Source organism: uncultured Tenacibaculum sp. (genome assembly GCF_947495995.1).
GTDB lineage: Bacteria > Bacteroidota > Bacteroidia > Flavobacteriales > Flavobacteriaceae > Polaribacter.
In genome coordinates this window covers 25,267-44,070 of record NZ_CANMAX010000008.1, presented here as the reverse complement: position 1 = coordinate 44,070, position 18,804 = coordinate 25,267, and the positions used below count along the sequence as shown (strand labels likewise).

Annotated in this window: 15 protein-coding genes and 1 other RNA gene; 10 read left to right on the top strand and 6 right to left on the bottom strand. The window is 30.7% G+C overall.

All coding sequences use genetic code 11. The annotated features are described in order from the left end of the window. Positions 1-20 precede the first annotated feature (20 nt). Entirely contained in the window at positions 21-2,468 is a 2,448-nt protein-coding gene (locus tag Q1A15_RS17300) for a carboxypeptidase-like regulatory domain-containing protein (protein ID WP_299627018.1), read from the bottom strand. A 6-nt stretch (positions 2,469-2,474) separates the two neighbouring features. Next, positions 2,475-4,169: a M23 family metallopeptidase gene (locus Q1A15_RS17295; protein WP_299627015.1), complete on the bottom strand. Its 1,695-nt coding sequence runs from the start codon at positions 4,167-4,169 to the stop codon at positions 2,475-2,477. Between the two features lie 148 nt (positions 4,170-4,317). Between Q1A15_RS17295 and Q1A15_RS17290 the strand changes: the two genes are divergently transcribed. The 6 genes from Q1A15_RS17290 (at position 4,318) to Q1A15_RS17265 (ending at position 7,369) form a co-directional block, all read left to right on the top strand. Continuing rightward, positions 4,318-4,608: a hypothetical protein gene (locus Q1A15_RS17290; protein ID WP_299627012.1), complete on the top strand. Its 291-nt coding sequence runs from the start codon at positions 4,318-4,320 to the stop codon at positions 4,606-4,608. A 12-nt stretch (positions 4,609-4,620) separates the two neighbouring features. After that, entirely contained in the window at positions 4,621-4,911 is a 291-nt protein-coding gene (locus tag Q1A15_RS17285) for a cell division protein ZapA (RefSeq protein ID WP_299627009.1), read from the top strand. Positions 4,912-4,964: 53 nt separating this feature from the next. Further along, a non-coding RNA gene (ssrS, locus tag Q1A15_RS17280) (6S RNA) lies at positions 4,965-5,070 on the top strand. Between the two features lie 60 nt (positions 5,071-5,130). After that, on the top strand, positions 5,131-6,696 hold the full coding sequence (gene rny, locus Q1A15_RS17275; protein WP_299627006.1) for a ribonuclease Y: 1,566 nt from the start codon (positions 5,131-5,133) through the stop codon (positions 6,694-6,696). A 99-nt stretch (positions 6,697-6,795) separates the two neighbouring features. Further along, a complete protein-coding gene (locus tag Q1A15_RS17270; RefSeq protein WP_299627003.1) occupies positions 6,796-7,044 on the top strand; it encodes a hypothetical protein in 249 nt (82 codons plus the stop codon). Continuing rightward, a complete protein-coding gene (locus tag Q1A15_RS17265; RefSeq protein ID WP_299627000.1) occupies positions 6,977-7,369 on the top strand; it encodes a hypothetical protein in 393 nt (130 codons plus the stop codon). Before Q1A15_RS17270 ends, Q1A15_RS17265 begins: the two co-directional genes overlap by 68 nt. A gap of 67 nt (positions 7,370-7,436) precedes the next feature. Here the strand turns inward: Q1A15_RS17265 and Q1A15_RS17260 are convergent, their stop codons facing one another. Beyond that, positions 7,437-9,242 carry a DEAD/DEAH box helicase gene (locus Q1A15_RS17260; protein WP_299626997.1) on the bottom strand — a complete coding sequence of 602 codons (1,806 nt, stop codon included), beginning with the start codon at positions 9,240-9,242 and terminating at the stop codon, positions 7,437-7,439. A 116-nt stretch (positions 9,243-9,358) separates the two neighbouring features. Beyond that, on the bottom strand, positions 9,359-10,717 hold the full coding sequence (locus tag Q1A15_RS17255; protein WP_299626994.1) for a hypothetical protein: 1,359 nt from the start codon (positions 10,715-10,717) through the stop codon (positions 9,359-9,361). 180 nt (positions 10,718-10,897) lie between these two features. Here Q1A15_RS17255 and Q1A15_RS17250 point away from each other — a divergent pair, with 180 nt between their 5' ends. Further along, positions 10,898-12,520 carry an ATP-binding cassette domain-containing protein gene (locus Q1A15_RS17250; RefSeq protein ID WP_299626991.1) on the top strand — a complete coding sequence of 541 codons (1,623 nt, stop codon included), beginning with the start codon at positions 10,898-10,900 and terminating at the stop codon, positions 12,518-12,520. 29 nt (positions 12,521-12,549) lie between these two features. On the opposite strand, the gene Q1A15_RS17245 is transcribed toward Q1A15_RS17250, so the two are convergent. After that, a complete protein-coding gene (locus Q1A15_RS17245; RefSeq protein WP_299626988.1) occupies positions 12,550-13,488 on the bottom strand; it encodes a LysR substrate-binding domain-containing protein in 939 nt (312 codons plus the stop codon). Positions 13,489-13,588: 100 nt separating this feature from the next. Here Q1A15_RS17245 and Q1A15_RS17240 point away from each other — a divergent pair, with 100 nt between their 5' ends. From Q1A15_RS17240 to Q1A15_RS17230, 3 genes are all read left to right on the top strand, one after another. After that, positions 13,589-14,062: a Dps family protein gene (locus tag Q1A15_RS17240; RefSeq protein WP_299626985.1), complete on the top strand. Its 474-nt coding sequence runs from the start codon at positions 13,589-13,591 to the stop codon at positions 14,060-14,062. Between the two features lie 235 nt (positions 14,063-14,297). Next, the gene (locus Q1A15_RS17235) at positions 14,298-15,821 is read left to right on the top strand and encodes an alkaline phosphatase PhoX (protein WP_299626982.1); all 1,524 of its coding nucleotides are present in this window, start codon (positions 14,298-14,300) and stop codon (positions 15,819-15,821) included. Positions 15,822-15,824: 3 nt separating this feature from the next. Further along, a complete protein-coding gene (locus Q1A15_RS17230; RefSeq protein WP_299626979.1) occupies positions 15,825-17,615 on the top strand; it encodes a cytochrome c peroxidase in 1,791 nt (596 codons plus the stop codon). A gap of 70 nt (positions 17,616-17,685) precedes the next feature. Here the strand turns inward: Q1A15_RS17230 and Q1A15_RS17225 are convergent, their stop codons facing one another. Next, positions 17,686-18,639: a hypothetical protein gene (locus tag Q1A15_RS17225; RefSeq protein WP_299626976.1), complete on the bottom strand. Its 954-nt coding sequence runs from the start codon at positions 18,637-18,639 to the stop codon at positions 17,686-17,688. Positions 18,640-18,804 lie beyond the last annotated feature (165 nt).

Genomic DNA, 18,804 nt, shown 5'->3' with positions numbered 1-18,804 from the left:
CTAAAAGTAAAATTTTAAAATTAAAACTTCATTTTAAGCTTAAAGTTCAATACACGTCCAGTCATAAAATTAGGAATTCCAAACTGTGTTTTACTAAATACATCTCTTACCCATGTATTGGTAATTGAATTCTGAATATCAAACATGTTGAATAATTCAAGACCAGCAGTTAATTCTTTAAAGTTTTTCAAAAATCCATTAGTAGTTTTTTTATTTGTATCTACAAAAATGTAAGAAACTCCAATATCTGCTCTTCTATAATCACGTAATCTATTCTGAAAGTCATAAGGATCAGCATAAGCAGGAGCTCCACCAGGAACACCAGTATTATAAACAAGGTTTAAATATGCTTTTAAATCAGGTAAATTAGGAACGTAGTCTTGGAATAATACACCTAATTTTATACGTTGATCTGTAGGTCTTGCTATATAACCACGGTTTTGAATATTTTCTTCTGTTTTTAAGAATCCTAAACTTACCCAGCTATCACTTCCCGGAACAAATTCACCATTCAATCGAACATCAAATCCATAAGCAAAAGCATCGGTAACATTATCAGCACGATAACGAATACGAACATTATCGATAGAATATGCATTAACATCACTTAAATCTTTGTAATAGAGTTCTGTGGTTAATTTAAAAGGTCTGTTCCATAAAGTAAAACTATAGTCATTACCCAATACCATATGAATTGATTTTTGAGCTTTTACATTCGGATTTACCTGTCCGTTAAAATCTCTCAATTCTCTATAAAAAGGAGGTTGAGCGTATAAACCACCAGATATTCTGAAAAGCATATCACTTTCCCAGTCTGGTTTTATTGCAAATTGAGCTCTCGGACTAACTATAGTCTGACTTTTAGAAGCAATTCCAACTGGATTTACAGACCAATGTTGTGCGCGTACACCAACATTAAACCAAACTTCGTGATCGTTCCAAGTTGTTTTTCTACTAAATTGAATAAATCCAGAAAAACGTTGCGTATCTACTTCATTATTTGCTCTTACTGTTTGAAAAGGTTCAATAGGTCCAGTAAATGGTACATAAGGCTGCTCGTTAATGAAGTTAGTTGTTGGCGGACGTACAGAAAAACCAACGCTATCAATAACTTCCCATTCACGAATACGATCTTTAATGTTTTCTGTTTGAAATTTTATACCAGCTCTCCATTCATTATTCCCGTCTTTTAAAACTCCACGAACTTGAGCACTAGTAATAAGTGCATCTAAATCGTTTCTTGCATGATTAATTTGTGAACCTATTCCTTGAGTAAATTCTGCTTCTCCGAAATTCTCATCTCCAATATTAGTGTTTACTTCACCCAAACGATAAGCAGCTGCAATATCAAAATGCTCTTCTTCTTGAGTATTAAATGAAGAAAGTGTACCTGTTAATTTTAAATCATCTGAAACTTGATAATCTACAGAAACAGCTCCGAATAAAGTTTGAAAAGTATCTTCTTCTTGACCTTGATAGAAAACAGTTAATTCAATAGGATCTGCTACAGTACCAAAACGCGTACTTCTTCGTAAAGGCTTGTAATCGTAGTTGTTTAAAGAAAAGTTACCTAAGAAATTAATATCTACTTTATCATTTAAACTATAAGTAACCAATGTTTGAATATCCGTAAAATTCGGATTGAAATCAGCTTCGATCTGTTTAGAATTTACTAATAAACTATTGTCTCTATATCTAGCACTAATTACAGCGCTTAACTTCTTATTTAAGAAAACATCTTCAACCGTAATATTTCCACCTAATAAACTTAAATCAATTTGAGTTTGAAATTCTTGAGGCTTTCTATAAGTAATGTCTAACACAGAAGATAATTTATCACCATATTTAGCTTGAAAACCACCAGCAGAGAAATTGATATTTTGTACTAAATGTGTATTGATAAAACTTAAACCTTCCTGTTGGCCAGAACGAATTAAAAACGGGCGATATATTTCTATACCATTAACATATACTAAATTCTCATCGAAATTTCCACCTCGAACATTATATTGAGTACTTAACTCATTATTGTTATTAACTCCAGGTAATGTCATTAAAACATTTTCAATACCAGAATTAGGTCCGATACTCGTTTCTACTGTTTTTATATTAATGTCTGTAATACCTTGTGCTTCTTTCTTTCTATTTTTTACTATTACTTCCTCTAAATCCTGACTCTTAATAGTCAAAGTAGGAGAGAAGGTGATCGTTCTTTTTCCTCTTGTTGTAAACTTTTTACTGATAGTTTTATAAGAAACATGAGAAAATGTAACTAATACAGTTTTACGAACAGGAATTTGAAATTCATAAAATCCGTTTTTATCAGTTGTTGTTCCTTGTCCTAAATAAGCAATAGCAACACCTTCAATAGGATCGTTAAATTTATTTGTGATTTTTCCTTTTACTGTAGACATTTTCTGTGCAAATATCAAAGCAGGAAATAAAAGGGTAAATAGAAGTTTTTTCAAAATGATTTATGGTTTACGATAGAACGTTTTGGAAATGGTTTCAGTATTCCCAACATTATCAGAAACTACAATTTTAAAGATATGTTTGCTACCAACCAATTTTTTATCGGAAAAATCGTAGGTTAAAATTCCTTTTTTGTGATTGTACTCCATTAAAATCCATTCATTATCAATATAACCTCGAAAATCTTTGATTCCAGATTCTTCATCTTTAATCTTAACTTTTAAAGTTTTATTCTTAGTAATCCATTGTTGATCTGCAAAGTTGATTAATGAAATCTTTGGTTTAATAGAATCAAATTTTAATGTGTAGCTACCTAAAGTTTTTTGATTGGTATATACTTTATTTTCTTTCTTTTTTGTAGAAACGTGTTTAGGGTATTTCTTCTTAGTTACGTTAGCAATATAAACTTGTTGCTTTTCTGTAGCAGTAAGGTGAGAAGTATTAAATGTTAACGTAAACCTTTTATCTAAAGGAATTGTAGGTTCATGAATTTTTGCAATTCCATCTTTTACTTCAAAATCTAAATAACAATCGTGATAGAAAGACTTTTTAGGAAAAGCTATACTTACTCCATCTTGTTCAAATTTATTAAAGTTGGCAGCAGTAATTTTATAGTTTGTTGTGTCTTTTTGAGTTTCAATTTTGTTTTGAGCCACACCCTTTATTGGAATTCTTAATGTTGATGCATTTCCATTAAAATCTTTCGCTATAATTTCAATATTATAACTAGAAAAAGGTTCTATAGTTAATCGTCCTTCATTTACTAAGTTTTCATATAAACTTAACTTGTTTTTCGAAACTCTGTGTGTCTTTTGAAATCTCTTTTTATATTTTCCGTAGTGATCGTAATCAATTAATAAATTGATGTATTTGCTTTCAGCAAAAGAAAAAGTTTCTACATCATGATAATATACACGTTGACCGTTAACATGCATTTCTAAACTATAAATTCCATTTCTATTCATGGCTCCATCTTGGCGATCAAAAGTACTTACGCCTAAACCAATTGTTCCATTAGCTAAAATTCGTTCAGAAACATATTTTCCATTTTCTAATTTTTTAATAGGAATAACAGATTTTAAATTAGAATTATTAACTCTAGCAGCACTATCTAAAGGAAATGCCATTAATTTTTCAATAATAGGATGACGAGTATCTTTTACTTCTAAACCAAAGTGTAACGGGTTAATAATTCTATCAGTTTTAGAATCTCTAATTTCATAATGCAAATGAGGTCCGCCAGAGCTTCCAGTATCACCTGAATAACCAATAATTTCACCTTTTTTTACAGGAAATTTTTCTTCATCAGGAAATAAGTTACCTGTGTAGTAACTTTTCTTTTTGTACTGAATACTCTTCACGTACTTTTGAATCTTTGGAGCAAATCTTTGTAAATGTGCAAATACAGTTGTATGCCCACTAGGATGTTTTACATATAAAACTTTTCCAAATCCATATTGAGCAACTTTAATTCTAAATACATAACCGTTAGCAGGAGCTAAAATAGGTATACCTTCTTTTTGTTGAGTTTTTAAATCAATACCCGAGTGAAAGTGATTACTTCGTAATTCTCCAAACGTACCAGCTACAACAACTGGTATTCCCATAGGTTTAGCAAAGTAACTCTTTGAATACTTTTTTTGAGCAAAACCTAAACTAACAACAAACAATAAAATTAAAGTATAATAATGTTTCAAAGCATATCTATTTACCAACGAAAGTACTAAAATTATACCAAAAATCTATTGCGCTGATAATTAGGTTTATTGATAAAAAACAAGTAAAGAGTTGTAATTTTTAATTGATATTGTTAATTTTGTAGAAATAGTTTATTTTCACTATTAAATGAGCAATACTATAGAAGCTATTCATTTACTGGAAGTTAAGTTGAAAGACTTGTTAGTGAGATACGAATTTCTTTTAGAAGAGAATGAAGTTTTACTAAAGCAAAATGGAGAGCTCCAAATGTTATTGAGTGAGAAGCAGAGGCAGTTAGAAGATCAAAAACAAAAATTTGATGTATTGAAGGTTGCTAAAACTATGGAAGGCAGTAATGAAGATTCGAGAAATACAAAACTCAAAATAAATGCTTTAATTCGAGAAATAGACAAATGTATTGTCCTCTTGAATTCGTAAAAGTTCTTTAAAATGAATAAAATAAAAGTTAATGTAATTATTGCAGGTAGAACATATCCGTTATTGGTGAATACAACAGAAGAGGAAGAGGGTATGAGAAAAGCTGCAAAAAACATTAACGATCTAATTTTAAGTTTTGAGCAAGACTATGCAGTTGCAGATAAACAAGATGTATTGGCCATGTGTGCATTACAGTTTGCTTCGAAACTAGAAATTAATACGATTAAGGCATCAAATGAGTCTGAAGAAATAACAAAAAAAGTAAGTGAGTTAACTAATTTATTAGCAGCTCATTTAAAATAAGTTCATTACATAGTAAGTAAGATACTGCCTACATTAGTACATAAGTTTAATAAACTCAACACTATATCTTTAAAAAGAATGAGTCTTGGTTAGTAAAGCGCGCCGTTAACTCGGATTCTTGATCAACCAGTTAGTTCTAAACCTGTTTTTAAGGAGTTTATAAAACCATACTAATGTGGGCTTTTTTTATAAATAAATATATATAATCAAATCATTGATATGGAAGATTTAGTTGTACCAATCTTGTTAGGAGTAGTTGGTATCATAGTTGGTTTTATTGTGGCGAAGGTGTTAGAGAAGTCTAAAGCCAACAAATTATTAAGAGAGACGAATAGAGAAGCAGAGAATATTTTAAAAGAAGCTAAAGTAGAAGCTGAGGCTATAAAAAAAGATAAAATCTTACAAGCTAAAGAGAAATTTATCGAGTTAAAATCTGAGCACGAAAAGGTGATTTTAGCTAGAGAAAAGAAAATGTCTGATGTAGAAAAGAGAATACGAGATAAAGAATCACGAGTATCTTCTGAACTAGACAAAAACAAAAAACTTACCAAATCTTTAGAGAAAAAAGAAGCTGATTACGATTATAAATTAGACTTTTTAGATAAAAAAGAATCTGAAGTAGAAAAATTACACAAGCGTCATGTTGATATGTTAGAGCAGATTTCTGGTTTTTCTGCAGATGAAGCTAAAACAGAATTAGTAGCATCATTAAAGGAAGAGGCAAAAACTGATGCTATGAGCTTTATTCAAGAAACTATTGAAGAAGCTAAAATGACTGCACAACAAGAAGCAAGAAAAGTAATTTTAAACACAATTCAACGAGTAGGAGTAGAGCAAGCAGTAGAAAACTGTGTATCTGTATTCAATCTTGAATCTGATGATGTTAAAGGTAGAATTATTGGTAGAGAAGGAAGAAACATTAGAGCTTTAGAAGCTGCAACAGGTGTAGAAATTATTGTTGATGATACTCCAGAAGCAATTATTTTATCTTGTTTTGATCCTGTAAGAAGAGAAATCGCACGTTTATCTATGCATAAGTTAGTAACTGATGGTAGAATTCACCCAGCGAGAATTGAGGAAATTGTAAAGAAAACTCAAAAACAGATCAATCAAGAGATTATAGAAGTTGGAAAACGTACTGTAATCGATTTAGGAATTCATGGTTTACACCCAGAATTAATAAAAACTGTTGGTAGAATGAAGTATCGTTCTTCTTACGGACAAAATTTATTACAACACTCGAGAGAAGTAGCAAACCTTTGTGGAATTATGGCTGCTGAAATGGGATTAAATGCTAAAGCTGCTAAAAGAGCTGGTTTATTACATGATATAGGTAAAGTTCCTGAAACAGAAAGTGAATTACCTCACGCTTTATTAGGAATGCAATGGGCAGAGAAGTACGGAGAAAAACCAAATGTTTGTAATGCAATTGGAGCTCACCACGACGAAATCGAAATGAAAAGTTTAATTGCACCTATTGTACAAGTTTGTGATGCAATATCAGGAGCGAGACCAGGAGCAAGAAGACAAGTTTTAGATAGTTATATCCAACGTTTAAAAGATTTAGAAGATATTGCTTTCGGATTTAGTGGTGTTCAAAAAGCTTTTGCGATTCAAGCAGGTAGAGAGTTAAGAGTAATGGTAGAAAGCACAAAAGTAAATGACGAGAAAGCTGCTGAATTATCATTTAATATCTCGCAGAAAATCCAGAATGATATGACATACCCTGGACAAGTTAAGGTAACTGTAATTAGAGAAACTAGAGCTGTAAATGTAGCTAAGTAATTCTCTAATCAAACAATAAATTTAAAAGTACGAGTATTAATTTGCTCGTACTTTTTTGCTTTATATTTTCGCGCAGAATAAATTTAAAAATTGTTAATTATGAAAAAAAGATTTTCTTTTTTATCTTTTCTTGTGCTTGTATTATTTCAAATAGCACAAACAAACGCTCAATCTTCTAAATATGGTGTATCTGCAGGATTTCATGATATGACCTTAAAAGCTAGTGTAAGTGGTTTTGGTACTGGATCAAGTGGTGCTTCTGGATATTATGTAGGTTTTTATGGAGAGTTTGGCTTATCTGAAAAAATTTTATGTTCAACCAGAACTTCAATTTTCTCAAGTATTTAGTGGAGATTCCGATAATACACAAACTTCAGAGACTCTAACATTGCCTGTGTTATTCAAATATTTTGTTGCAGAAAAATTTAATTTACAAGCTGGACCTACGTTTGATTTATTTTTAGGAAACGAATCAGAGGTTTCTGATTTTGGTATTGGACTTGCTTTTGGTGGTGCATACGTTATTAACGATAAAATATCACTAACAACAAAATATTCTCTAGGATTGAATAATAGAACAAGTGGTGTGAATGTTGCAGATCCATTGCTTGGTAACTTAGAGGTAAGTTCAAAAATTGACTATTTTCAATTTGGATTAACTTATAATTTCTAATAGAAAATATATAAATATAAAAAAGCCGCTTTTAAAGCGGCTTTTTTATATTTATATAGTAGATAGTTTATCTACGTCTATTTTTTCTTGGATTGTTATTACGTCTTCTTTCAGATGATTGACCAGAAGAGTTGTTGTTACTTTTGTTTATAGTTCTACCAAAACCTCTATTTCCACCTCCAGAAGATCTATCAGAACCACCACTTCGTCTTCTTGAAGATGATGATCTTCTTCTTCCTTTTCTTTCTTTAGTAATCTCGATGTTTACATTTCTACCATTAAATTCAGGACGACTTTTTTCAAAGGCTTCTAATGTAAATGCTTCATAGTTATTATCGATCTCAAAGAAAGAGAATGTATCTAAAATATCAATAGCACCAATTTCTACGTTTTTATCAATTCCTTGTTCGTTAATTAATCCCATTAATTTAGCTGGGTTTAATCTATCTTTTCTTCCAAGATTGATAAAGAAACGAGTCATGTTATCACTAGACATTCTACTTCCTCTTCCTGAAGAACTATCTCTATCGCGACCTCTGTCATTAATTTTATTTAAATCAGGAGCGTTTTCGTAATACGATAAGAAGGAATTGAATTCAAGTGAAACAAACTTCTGAATTAATTCTTCTCTAGAAAAACTACTTAATTTTTCATAAATGCTAGGTAAGAAACTATCAATTTCAGCAGAGTTTACCTCAGATTGCTCAATTTTATCAATTAAATGGAACAATTGCTTTTCACAAATTTCTTTACCAGTTGGTATTGGAGTTTGAACAAATTTCTTCTTTAAAATTCGTTCAATTGGAGATAATTTACCTCTTTCTTTTCTATTCACTAATGCTATAGAAACCCCTTTATTACCAGCTCTACCAGTTCTACCACTTCTGTGGTTATAGTTTTCTATTTGATCTGGTAACTTATGATTAATAACGTGAGTTAAGTTATTTACATCTAAACCACGAGCAGCTACATCTGTAGCGACAAGCATTTGAATGTTTTTCTTTCTGAATTTCTCCATAACACTATCTCTTTGATTCTGAGATAAATCACCATGAAGTGCATCAGCATTATAACCGTCTTGAATTAATTGATCAGCAATTAATTGTGTTTCTCTACGTGTTCTACAAAATACAATAGCGTAGATGTTAGGATTAACATCAGCTACTCTTTTTAAAGCTTCGTATCTTGTTTTTTCAGTAACATTGTAATATTCGTGTGTAACGTTATCAGAACCCTGATTTTTTTCACCAGAAGTAATTTCTACAGGATTGTGCATGTAATTTCTAGCAATAGCTTCTACTTCACGTGGGAAAGTTGCAGAAAAAAGTAACGTTTGTTTCGTGTCTGGAGTAGCTTCAAGAACTTTATCAAGTTCTTCTTTGAATCCCATATTTAACATTTCGTCAGCTTCATCTAAAACTAACCAATTAACGTTATCTAATTTTAAAGCTCTTCTTCTAATTAAATCTACAGTTCTACCTGGTGTACCAACTACGATTTGAACTCCTTTTCTTAATTGCTTAATTTGTTGTTCAATGTTAGCACCACCATAAACAGTAGTAACATTTAATTTAGGGATGTACTTTGTAAAGTCTTCTATGTTTTTTCCTATCTGTACCGCTAATTCACGCGTAGGAGATAAGATAATTGCTTGAGTTACCTTGCTGTTTTCATCAGCTTGTTCAACAATTGGTAAGCTAAATGCAGCTGTTTTACCAGTTCCTGTTTGTGCAAATGCTTTTAAATCTTCTTTTGAAGAGATAATTTGCGGAACAGCTTTTTGTTGTATTAAAGTTGGAGTAACGTAACCTAAGTCTACTAAGGCCTTATTGATAGGTTCTTTTAAACCTAAATCGGAAAATGTAATCGACATAATGTGAATTTAGACGAATTCACAGATGCCCTACCCATGAATTCTAAAATAATATTTAATTTTTTGGACGCGGCAAAAGTAATGAATAAAAAGTAATTATCTGATATAAAGATAAATTAATGAAGCTCAGTGATTTGTTTTTCTAATTTTTTAGAAGATAAAGCACAAAAACCATTAACAACAATTCCTTTTTTATTAACTAAAACCATTCTAGGATACTTGCTACTAAGAAACTCGTGAGCATTACTTTCTTTGTTCAGGTAAAATTGATGTTTTATATCTAATTTCTTGATATATTCATTTTTATGATTCTCGATGTTAACTACTAAAAATTGAATTTCTGGATTTTTAGTAATTAAATAGTTCATTCTAGAAGCTACCCAATTATCAGGTGAAATATCTTTATTTCTAAAGTATATAACTGTATTATTACCTTTAATAATATCTTTTATATCTTCTATTGAGCCTTGAGGTGTATGTATACTAAATTGAGGTAAACGTTTATTTTTTTGAATATGTTTTACATCAGATGATAATCTAGCGATAAGATCTTTGTCAGAATCGTTAGAAGAAAATTCTCTAAAAAGATTGTATGCTTTTTTGTTTAATCCACAACTCTTCTTTGAATAAAAATGGCGTATGATAGATTCTTTTAATAATCTGTTTTTTAAATCTGCAGCTTCTATCTTATCATTAACAGTTTCTAAAACAGAAATAGTAAATTCATCACTATCATCTTTAATATTCTTAGCATATACGTCATAATAAATATTATTGTCTACGTATTTTTTGTATGCAGGGAAAAAGATTAAAGAATCTCCATTGATACTAATGTTTTGTCTATGTGAAATAAAATTTTTTTCATTTATACTGTCAGGTTGATCTTTTAATCTATTGTTGATAGCATAAGTTTCTAATTTAGAATATAAAGGGTAGTATAAAAGAATCTTTAATACATCTATATAATTTTCTGAAATATCAGTAGATCTAGTTTTAAATTCTTCAAGATATTCATCTTTATGTTTTTTTAATGAATCTACAGCTTCCAAGAAAAGATCAGGTGAAAGTTTATTAAGTTTATAAAAATCTTTTCTTTGTTTTTCGTTGATTAAGAAGTTTTCTATTAGCGCATTATTTTTTTCAGCATTACTACCACTAAATACCAAAGATTCATCGAATGCCCAAGTATTCAAACGCATGAGTAAACTATCTTGAGGCTCTAAATAAATGTGTTGAGTTTCTGGTCCGTGTCTAAATAAATATAAGCCACTTTTAATATCACTAAGTTTACCAGAGAATGTATTGTCTTTATTAAGTTTTATAGAGTCTATTACTTCAATCTTACTATTGTAGAGTATGACAAAATCACTTTTGGGATGTATAATTTTACCACCAAAATAGGTGTACTTTTCATCCTTCGAAGTAGCACAACTAATTAAGAAAATCGAAATTAAAGGTACTAAGTATTTAATCATATTTTGTGTGAAAAGTTGTAATTATCAGCGATCAAAAATAGAAATAAGAGTTAAATCTTGATGTTAATGCGATGTTAATATTCATAAAAAAACTACTATTTATATCGATAATAATTAGCAAGTAATGCAATAAAAGTTCAGAGTTTTTATACTTTTGCATCGAAATTTAAAAATTGAAAAATGTTATCAGTTTCTAATCTATCAGTTCAGTTTGGAAAAAGAGTGTTATTTGATGAGGTAAATACAAAATTTACTCAGGGAAATTGTTACGGAATTATCGGTGCCAATGGAGCTGGTAAATCTACATTCTTAAAAATATTATCTGGAAAAATGGACCCAACTTCTGGTCATGTTCATTTAGAACCAGGAAAGAGAATGTCTGTTTTATCACAGGATCACTATGCGTTTGATGAATATCCTGTTTTAGAAACAGTTGTAATGGGTAACAAAGACCTGTATAAAATCAAAAAAGAAATTGATGCTCTTTATGCAGATTATTCAGATGAAAATGCTGAAAAGATCGGAGAGTTACAAGTTCAATTTGAGGAAATGAACGGTTGGAATGCTGATTCTGAAGCTGCGGCAATGTTATCTAATTTAGGTATTAAAGAAGATTTACACTATTCTTTAGTAAAAGATTTAGATGGTAAACAAAAAGTACGTGTGTTATTGGCACAAGCTTTATTTGGAAGTCCTGATGTATTAATTATGGATGAGCCTACCAATGATTTAGATTTCGAAACTATTGCTTGGTTAGAGAACTTTTTAGCAAATTACGATAATACAGTAATTGTTGTATCTCACGACCGTCACTTTTTAGATGCTGTTTGTACACATATTTCGGATATTGATTTTAGTAAGATTAATCACTATTCAGGAAACTATACATTCTGGTACGAATCTAGTCAGTTAGCAGCTAAACAAAGAGCGCAGCAAAACAAGAAAGCAGAAGATAAAAAGAAAGAATTAGAAGAATTTATCCGTCGTTTCTCTGCGAACGTTGCTAAATCAAAACAGGCAACATCTCGTAAGAAGATGATTGAAAAATTAAATGTTGAGGAAATAAAACCATCAAGTAGAAGATATCCTGCAATTATTTTTGAAAGAGATAGAGAAGCTGGAGATCAAATTTTAAATGTAGAAGGTTTATCAAAAACTGATGTTGAAGGAGAGTTATTATTTTCTAATATAGATATCAACTTAAATAGAGGAGATAAAGTAGCTGTTATTTCTAAAAACTCAAAAGCAACTACAGCTTTTTACCAAGCTATAGCTGGAAATGAAGATGCTGATTCAGGAAAATATAGCTGGGGAGTTACAACTACACAATCGTATTTACCTGCTGATAACTCTGAGTTTTTCCAAAATGGAGAATTAAACTTAGTAGATTGGTTAAGACAATATGCAAAAACTGAAGAAGAGCGTGAAGAAGTATTTTTACGTGGTTTCTTAGGAAAGATGATTTTTTCTGGAGAAGAAGCTTTAAAGAAAAGTAATGTATTATCTGGAGGTGAAAAAGTACGTTGTATGTTGTCTAGAATGATGATGACTAGAGCTAATATTTTAATGTTAGATGAGCCAACAAACCATTTAGACTTAGAATCTATTCAGTCGTTAAATAACTCATTAATTAATTTTAAAGGAACTGTTTTATTTACAACTCACGATCACGAGTTTGCTCAAACGGTTGCTAATAGAATTATAGAAATCACTCCAAATGGAGTTATAGATAAGTATTCGTCTTTTGATGAATATTTAGATGATCCTAAAGTTAAAGAACTGAGAGAAAAAATGTACGAATAATAAAAAAGGAAGCTTTTCAGCTTCCTTTTTTATTTTCTAATCGGACTTATAATTTCAACATCGCTAAAAGCAATGGCTCCTCTTATAATTCCGTCAATATTACTTTTTAAAGCCTCAATCAATTGCATTTTCAATTGAGATTTATGATAAATTAAACTAACTTCTCTTGCTGGTGGCGGAGTATTAAACTCTCTTAAATAACCTTTGTCTTCTTCATTTAAGTCTAAAGTATTTAAATAAGGAAGTAAAGTCATACCCAAACCGTCTTTAGAAAGTTTAATAAGTGTGTCGAAACTTCCGCTTTCTAAATGAAACTTCTTTTCATCATCTTTTTTATTCATTTTACATAAGTTGATCACACTGTTTTTAAAACAATGTCCATCTTCTAAAAGTAAAACATCTTCTAGCTCTAAATCTTCAACGTCTAATTTTGATTTAGAAAATAAACGGTGTTCATTTGGAATTAAACCTACAAATGGTTCGTAATATAAAACACGTTCTTTAATTGCTTCGTTTCCTAAAGGTGTTGCAGCTATGGCAGCATCAATATAACCATCAGTTAATTTGCGTATAATTTCATCTGTAGTTAATTCTTCAATAATCAATTGAACTTTAGGATATGTTCTTGTAAAGTTTTTTAAGAACATTGGTAATAAAGTAGGCATTACAGTTGGTATAATTCCTAATTTAAATTCACCACCTATATATCCTTTTTGTTGATGAACAATATCTATAATTCGATTACTTTCATCAACAATAACTTTAGCTTGTTCTACTATTTTTTGTCCAACTGGTGTAAGTTCAATAGGTTTCTTTGAACGGTTAAATATCTTAGCATCAAGCTCTTCTTCTAGTTTTTGAATTTGCATACTTAACGTTGGCTGTGTAACAAAACAATGTTCAGCGGCAATTGTAAAGTTCTTATGTTCAGCAACAGATAAAGTATATTTTAACTGTGTTATAGTCATTCTATAATAATTTTCGATAAATATATTAAAACTATCAATTATGTTGATAGAAGATTCAGTTTATTTTCGAATAATTTTGTGGTAAATACTTACAAGAATTATGGATAAAACAATAATAGGATTAGATAAAACAAAATCAGAAAAGTTAGTACAAGAATTAAATGAGTTATTAGCTAACTTTCAATTATACTATCAAAACTTAAGAGGATTGCATTGGAATATTAAAGGAAAAAACTTTTTCGAATTGCATACCAAGTTTGAAGAACTGTATACCGATGCTCAATTAAAGATAGATTTAATAGCAGAACGTGTTTTAACATTACAAGGAGAACCTTTACATACGTTTGAAGATTATATTAAGAATAGTACAGTTCCGGTAGGAAAAAGTATAAGTAATGATGAAAAAGCTATTGCTTTAGTAGTGAATTCATTAACAGCATTACTTAACATTGAGCGTAACATACTGGAAACATCAGACGATGCAAATGACGAAGGAACAAATGCAATGATGAGTGATTTTATATCTGAACAAGAAAAAACAGTTTGGATGTTAAACGCATGGTTAACCGTTTGATATTAAATAATTAAAGATTTGTTGAGATCGTTTGTTTTTCATAAACAAACGGTCTTTATTTTTATATATAATTATGTAAAATGCACTTATTTATAACAAATCTAATTATTAAAGTTTACTTGATGTAGGTAACTTTTTATTAAAAAGAAATTAAAATAGGCATCACCAAAACTTTAAATGTGTGTCCTTGTTTTGCACGGTAAATATTAATTAACAAAACTAAATAAGGACTAAAATGAAAAAAATCAAACTTAGTATAGCTGCTTTATTAGCACTTACAGTTTCTTTTACTACCTTCTATTCTTGTCAAGATGGGGAAAACGGAGTAGATGGGTTAAATGGTCAAAACGGACAGGATGGTCAAGACGGTGCAGATGGTGCCGATGGTCAGAACGCAACTGCTTTCTTAAACGAGTCAATAACTCCAAACTTTTTAAAATTAAGAAGTGAATTTGCTTCAGCTTCAGTAACACCAATTTTATCTTCTGAAGATGTAATTCCAGGTGCTCCAGATTTTATTTATGGATCTATGGCAGATGGTGCTGGTTTATTAAAGAATGGTAATGGTACTTTTACTTTAATTAACAATATCGAAGCAGATTATTCAATTGCTAGAATTACATTAACTAAAGATTTAAAACCAGCTAAAGGTGAGTACATCTTAAATGCTGCTGCAACTGCTGAAACTGCTCAGTGTTCAGGTTCTATGATTACTCCAGAAGAACATGGTTTCGGACCATTATACTTATCTGGAGGTGAGTGGGGAGGATCTTCAAAAGGAGTTTTCGCTACAAATCCATACAGGCCAGCTACAGATGCTAGTACGCCAAACATGTTACCAGCTTTAGGGCAGTGGTCTACTGAAAACGCTGTTGCATTACATAAAGATGCTTTCCCAGGAAAAACTGTTGTTTTTATTGGAGATGATCAAGGAGATAACTTTGTGCCATCTGGTCACTTAGGTATGTATGTTGGTGATCAAGGAGATTTATCAACTGGTAAATTATACGGATTAAGAGTTACTACTGCTGGAGTTGATTATGAAGTTGACATGGCTGAAGGAACTGAATATGATGTTGAGTTCGTTGAGTTAGTTGAAACTGAAATCGCTGCTTTAGATGCTGAATGTAAAGCTAAAGGAGTTATGGGATTCTCTCGTTTAGAAGATATCGACTGGAGAAGAGGTTCTGCTACTAACAACAGAGAAATTTATTTTGCTGTAACTGGTAGAGATAAGCCAGACTTAGTAGGTAAAGGAACAATTTCTGGACGTATCTACAAAGTAACAATGAATGGTACTGATCCAACTGGTGCTGGAAAAATCACTTGTGTTTTAGATGGTGATGTAGTAGGAGGAAAAGCTCAAGAATTCCTTTCTCCAGATAACATTTTAGTTACAGAAAACTACGCTTATATTCAAGAAGATCCAGCAATTACTCCAACAGGAAATAAATTACACTATGCTAGATTATACCAATATAACTTAACAACTGGAGAATTAAAAGTTGTTTTAGAGTGTGATCAAGTAGCTGCTGCTGCTCAAGGATATGGTGCTGCAGATAGAATGTGGGAAATTACAGGTATGATCGATGTTACTGATTTAGCTAACAACGGAGAGAATACATTCTTATTAATTACTCAAAATCACGGATGGGAACCAGCTGACGGAACTTCATTTACAGATCCAATGGCTAACCCAGATTTAAGTAGAAGAAAAGAAGGTTCTGTATTACACGTAGTAACTGGATTAGAAAGATAAAATATGAAAGACATATTAAGTCGAGCTAAGGCATACCTTTGTGTATGTCTTTTGCTTTTGACAATAGCATGTAAAAAAGAACAAAAAGAGTATAAAGTTGTTGAAGGACTATCTGCCGATTTAACAACGTTATATGTAAATCATTTGACAAAATCTTTTGAAAGTTTAGATCAAATGAAAGGTAAATCTTTACCAGAACAAAAAGAATTATATGCTGTTGCAAGAAAGTATTTTAAGCTGTTAGAACCAATTTTAGCATATACAGATAGAAATAATTATAAGTCATTAAATGCTCCAAATATCATTCAGGTTAAAGGAGAAGAAAGTAAAGACACTAAAATAATGACACCAATAGGTTTTCAGGTTATAGAAGAAAACTTATATGAAGATGAAATAGATGCTGAAACTTTAAATAGAGCTATTAATGTAACTAGTGCAAGGTTAAAATTAGTAAAAGGTAATGTGGCTTTAAATCTAAAAGATTATCATATTATTTGGTTAATTAGAGATCAAATTACTAGAATAGCAACTACAGGAATTACTGGATTTGATTCACCTGTTTTAAATGAATCATTAAATGAAAGTGCCTTAACGTATAAAACAATTGCAGATATTATTAAAGCGAATGCTCCTAAATTCAGTACTCCTGAAAAAATGAATGCATTCATAAAATCCATAGAAGCTGCACAACAAGATTTAAAACACGATTATGAAACTTTTGATCGTTTCAGCTTTATAAAGAATCATATCAATAAACAGTTAAAGTTATTAGTTGAGATCCAAAAAGATTGGAAAGTGAAATTTCCTTTTGAAATGGCATTATCTAACGATATGACGTATTTGTTTTCTGATGATGCAATTAATATGGATTATTTCTCTGATCATCTAAGCGACACTACAAAAATTGATCAGAAAGTAGCTTTTGGAAAAGAATTGTTTAACGACACATCGCTTTCTAAAGAATATAATATGGCTTGTGCTACTTGTCATGTTAAAGATTTAGCTTTTACTGACGGAAGAAAAACTTTTGATGGAAATCAAACCAGAAATACACCAACAGTAGCTTATGCAGCTTATCAAAGAGGTTTTTTTATGGATTCTAGAGCTGGAAGTCTAGAAGGTCAAGTTGTAGGTGTAGTTAAAAATCACAATGAATTTAACATGACTATGGATTCTGTTGTGTCTAGAGTATTAAAGAACGATTTATATAAACAAAAAGTTCAAGATTTATATGCAAGCAAGCGTTTAGATTTTAATATTCGTCACGCGATTGCTTCGTACATAAGAACTTTAAATAAGTTCAATTCAAAGTTTGATAGAAATATCCGCGGAGAAGAAAACACACTTACAGAAGAAGAAAAGTTAGGGTTTAATTTATTTACAGGGAAAGCTTTATGTGCTACTTGTCATTTTGCTCCTGTTTTTAACGGAACTGTGCCTCCGAATTATAAGGATACAGAGTTAGAGTTTATTGGAGTTCCACAAACTACAGATACTATAAATGCTAAACTTTCTGAAGATTTAGGAAGGTATAATATTTTTAAAACTGAAGAGCGTAAACATTTCTTTAAAACGCCCACAGTAAGAAATATAGCAAAAACAGCTCCTTATATGCATAATGGTGTGTATACTACTTTAGAGGAAGTAATGGATTTCTATAATAAAGGTGGAGGAGCAGGTTTGGGAATTGCTAATGATTATCAAACTTTACCATTCGATAATCTTAAGCTTTCCAAAAAAGAGATTAATGCTGTAATTGCATTCATGAAAACTTTGACAGATGAAGAATATTAATTAATACTTCTGAAGCAAATTTCCAAAAATTTAAAAGCCTCATGTTTTAGTTGCATGAGGCTTTTCTTATTTATCTGATAGGTAAATCACTCAAATAATCAGTAGAAAAATTAGTCCAATTGTATTTGTCTTTTAAAAACTTAGCTGGATTTTTACAAATATCTCCACCTTTCCATCCCCAAGGAGCATTCGCTCGGTTATCTCCATTACCATTATCTCCAACAAAAGAAGCTCCAGCGAAAGTTAAAGGATTATTTCTTTGAAGCCATAAACTATTCTCTAAAGCAATAAGGTTATAGTTGATATTTTGTGGTAAATTTCTTGAATTCTTATCTGGACTCACACCTGGTTGACCATTGTAATAATATTTAATGTAAGAACCGTCTTTATCTGATGAACCTTGATAAGCTCGCATTCCGTGGCCTTTAGCTTCTATATAAAGTTGTGGTTGTTTATCTTCTAATAAGATCTCATTTTTATTATAATCGTAAATAGAAGAATGCCAAATGGTTTGTGCATTTATAATATCACCAAATTCTCCATTTTCTTTTCTGTCTGCAGTAATAAGAATGCCTTCCATGTCATTTTCATGAGAATCTAAAGAGCATAAAAAAGGAACATCTGTCCAATCTCTCGGATGATATACAGCGTATAAAATGAAGTAATGTGTTTTGGTATAAGTCACATAATAGTATACATACGGAATAAGCTTTCCGTTATCTCTACCAGAAACCATATTTTCCCAATTGTTTTTAGTATTCCAGTCTCCATCATAATTTACAGCCGTAATCCAATCTGCAGATCCACTTTTAGATTGGTTTCTACATAATCCATCTGTAGTATCAACATCTTGAAAAAATACAGGAGCATAGTGAATAGCTATTTGATGATCTGTTTTTTCATTTTGTCTATCCAATAAAGTGGGAGTAAATTCAGAATTTTCAGTAAGAATTTCATCATTACAAGAAATGCATAAAACGCATAATACAAATAAGTAGCTTACATAGTTTTTTGTTGTTTTCATTGATTTAAAATAAGAGGTTAAATAAACAATGATACCTAAAAAAGTATGACTTAAGATTAAATAAAAGTTAGAGTTTTGTATCTAAAAAGAAGTATTCATGTAAAGAAAAAAAAGAAATTATGTAATTTTAAAAACATACTACGACTAAGTAGGATAAACTATATC